This window comes from Paracoccus sp. MKU1, from assembly GCF_001447385.1.
In the GTDB taxonomy this organism is placed as follows: Bacteria; Pseudomonadota; Alphaproteobacteria; order Rhodobacterales; family Rhodobacteraceae; genus Paracoccus.
Genome location: NZ_LLWQ01000178.1, coordinates 1 through 2828 on the forward strand (window position 1 = coordinate 1; position 2828 = coordinate 2828).

Here is a 2828-nt window from a genome sequence, read left to right on the forward strand (position 1 = left end):
TTCCCGGGGCTATTCCGCAGCAAAGGGTACGTTCCCACGCGTTACTCACCCGTCCGCCGCTAGGACCGAAGTCCTCGCTCGACTTGCATGTGTTAGGCCTGCCGCCAGCGTTCGTTCTGAGCCAGGATCAAACTCTCAAGTTGAAACGGCATGAGCCGTATCCTTGACGTAAGAACCTTGCACATCTGTCCCCCGCAAAAAGCAGGAGATCATCTCTGCTTGTCGTTCCACATACGTGAACCGTCAAACAGTGAAGCTGACACCTGGATCATCGGTTTCCCTACCAGGCCGATATGCAAACTCCTCAGTCGAAAAACGACCAGACCGCCCGCATATCCCTTCAAAGAACAGCAATGTCAAAAAGCAAAGGAAACAAAATCGCGGAAGATGCGTCATTCGCTTGACGCCCCGTCCGGTCAGTCATTCCCAGATTGTCTCCGGAACCGCGCAACAAGCGCCGCATCCCGTCCCGTTCCGACCGTTCCGTCGTCTCGGTGAGCGGGTATTTAGGCCCCCCGCCACAAACCCGCAAGACACAAAATTCAAAAAAATGACGAAAAGAGACAAGTCACTGAAAAACAACAAAAATCACCAAACGCCGCGCCCAGAACAACAACAAAACAAAAGAATCACCAGCAAGAACCATCCAGCAAGGCGGAAGGCTTACGCCGGCCTTTGCCCAGCAAACGCAGGCCGAGCAGCACCAGAATCGCCAAGAGAATCGTCAGCGGCCAGGATTCCCAGACCTTCAACGCCCAGAGCCAATGCACCGCCGCCAAAATCGCCGCCGGATAGACCAGCCGGTGCAGCCGCCGCCAATGCGCGCCCATACGGCAGATCGAGAATCGATTCGAGGTCAGCGCCAGCGCCAGAAGCATGACAAAAGCCAGCATGCCGAAGAAGGGCTACAAGACCTATCCCTATCTGCTGGGCGGGCTGCGGGTGGATCGTCCCAGTCAGGGCGGGTGCGCTGACATCACCTACCTGCCGATGCGGCGCGGCGTTTGGCATAGCCTCGAACCGGTGGCGGCTTATGCCTCACAAAGCACCTCGTGGGAAACGGCAAAACAGGCTGGCTAGCTCTGAAATATGGCAAGCTCGGCCAGAACTGGCGTGATGATATCCGCGCCGGTTTCCGCGAGTGCTTCCGCGTCCTGAAACCCAATGGAACGCTGATTTTCAAATAGAACGAACACGAAATCCGTGTCCGGGAGATCCTGGCCCTGACCGATCGGAAGCCGCTGTTCGGCAATCGCTGCGGCAAGACGGCGAAATCGCACTGGATCGTGTTCATGAAGCCGGTCAGATCCGCACAGAGGGAGGCGTAGATGCGGCAGGTCGGCAAGAACGTCTAGCCCGATTTCGGCCACCTGTCTGCCAGCCAGATCACCGCGGAGGACTGCCGCAACTTCATCGCCAAGCCCCGCCGCGCGGGACGCAAAGACGGCACCATCAGGACCGACCTTGGTTGCCTCCGCACCTGCCTCTCGTGGGCAGAGAAAAGCCGCTTGATCCAATCCGCCCCGCGCATCGAATTGCCGCACACCCCGCAACCTCGGGACCGCTACCTGACTCGCGACGAGGTTGAGCGCGTTTTGGCCGCGGCATCTGCGCCGCACATCCGTCTCGCGGTCCTGCTGATGGTCACCACCGCCGGCCGGATTGGCGCGCTTCTGGAACTGACATGGGATCGGGTGGACCTCGCGCGCCGGGTGATCAAGCTAGGTTCGGGACCCATTGATTTTCCGCTTGCGGCGTGATTCAGCGTCTGCCGGGAGACCGACGGATGAGCAATCTTTTCTGGCTGACGGACGCACAGATGGCGCGACTGCGGCCCTTCTTTCCCAAGAGCCACGGCCAGCCGCGCGTGGATGACCGGCGGGTATTGAGCGGGATAATCTTCATCAATCGCAATGGCTTGCGGTGGTGCGATGCGCCCCGGGAATATGGCCCGCCAAAGACCCTCTACAACCGCTGGAAGCGGTGGAGCGACAAGGGGGTCTTCGCCCGGATGATGGATGGGCTGGCCGCCGAGGCCGCCGTTCCAAAGACGGTGATGATCGACGCGACCTACCTGAAGGCGCACCGCACGGCGACCAGCCTGCGGTCGAAAAAGGGGGGGCCGGGGAACAGAGGGGCCGTCTGATCGGTCGCACAAAGGGCGGCATGAACGCCAAGCTTCACGCCGTCGCCGATGTCGATGGGCGCCCGATCCGCTTCTTCATGACCGCAGGCCAGGTCAGTGACTACACCGGGGCCGCCGCGCTTCTGGGCAGCTTGCCAAACGCAGACTGGTTGCTCGCTGACCGGGGATATGACGCCGACTGGTTCAGAGATGCTTTGAAAGACAAGGGGATAAAGCCCTGCATCCCGGCCAGGAAGTCTCGCGGCAAGCCCGTCAAGTATGACAAGCGCCGCTACAAACGCCGCAACCGGATCGAGATCATGTTCGGCAGGCTGAAGGACTGGCGCAGGGTTGCCACCCGTTACGACAGGTGCCCCAAGGTCTTCCTCTCCGCCGTCGCACTCGCCGCAACCGTCATGTTCTGGCTATGACGCGAGAATGAGATGCTGTAACGGGGCCTGCGTCGCGCTGTCCGTTACCGCTTGCAAGATCAGGGGCAAGCTGTCGCCGTTCCCGTATCGGATCCAGGAGGAGGACTGCGGGATGAAGTTGTTTGTTGGATTGGATGTATCGCTGGAGAAAATCGCGATCTGCGCGATCAGCGAACATGGGCGGATTGTCAGGGAGGCTCAGGTGGCCAGCGAGCCTGAGGCGCTGCTACGCTGGATCGGTGAGCAGGATGGAAGCATCGCCGCTATTGGGC

At 60.2% G+C, this 2828-nt stretch carries 5 protein-coding genes and 1 rRNA gene; 3 read left to right on the forward strand and 3 right to left on the reverse strand.

Annotated elements, in window-relative coordinates:
- Positions 1–143: ribosomal RNA gene (locus AQY21_RS14105) — 16S ribosomal RNA — on the reverse strand; the annotation flags it as partial.
- A gap of 486 nt (positions 144–629) precedes the next feature.
- Positions 630–878, reverse strand: coding sequence for a hypothetical protein (locus AQY21_RS14110; RefSeq protein WP_238986786.1), 249 nt, complete (start codon positions 876–878; stop codon positions 630–632).
- Between the two features lie 13 nt (positions 879–891).
- Here AQY21_RS14110 and AQY21_RS14115 point away from each other — a divergent pair, with 13 nt between their 5' ends.
- Positions 892–1080 carry a hypothetical protein gene (locus tag AQY21_RS14115; RefSeq protein ID WP_058098272.1) on the forward strand — a complete coding sequence of 63 codons (189 nt, stop codon included), beginning with the start codon at positions 892–894 and terminating at the stop codon, positions 1078–1080.
- Here AQY21_RS14115 and AQY21_RS29040 read toward each other — a convergent pair.
- Positions 1077–1370 (reverse strand): hypothetical protein, encoded by a 294-nt coding sequence (locus AQY21_RS29040; RefSeq protein ID WP_203416507.1) that lies wholly within the window; start codon positions 1368–1370, stop codon positions 1077–1079. The genes AQY21_RS14115 and AQY21_RS29040 overlap by 4 nt on opposite strands.
- Before the next feature lie 138 nt (positions 1371–1508).
- Here AQY21_RS29040 and AQY21_RS29790 point away from each other — a divergent pair, with 138 nt between their 5' ends.
- Together AQY21_RS29790 and AQY21_RS27915 are read left to right on the forward strand one after the other, a co-directional pair.
- Entirely contained in the window at positions 1509–1760 is a 252-nt protein-coding gene (locus AQY21_RS29790; RefSeq protein ID WP_058098274.1) for a tyrosine-type recombinase/integrase, read from the forward strand.
- A gap of 26 nt (positions 1761–1786) precedes the next feature.
- Positions 1787–2556, forward strand: a protein-coding gene (locus tag AQY21_RS27915; RefSeq protein ID WP_369807775.1) for an IS5 family transposase whose coding sequence is annotated in 2 segments (ribosomal slippage) — positions 1787–2105 and positions 2105–2556 — 771 coding nt in all. Because the reading frame shifts where the segments join, the coding sequence is not laid out codon by codon here.
- The last annotated feature ends 272 nt before the right edge of the window (positions 2557–2828 follow it).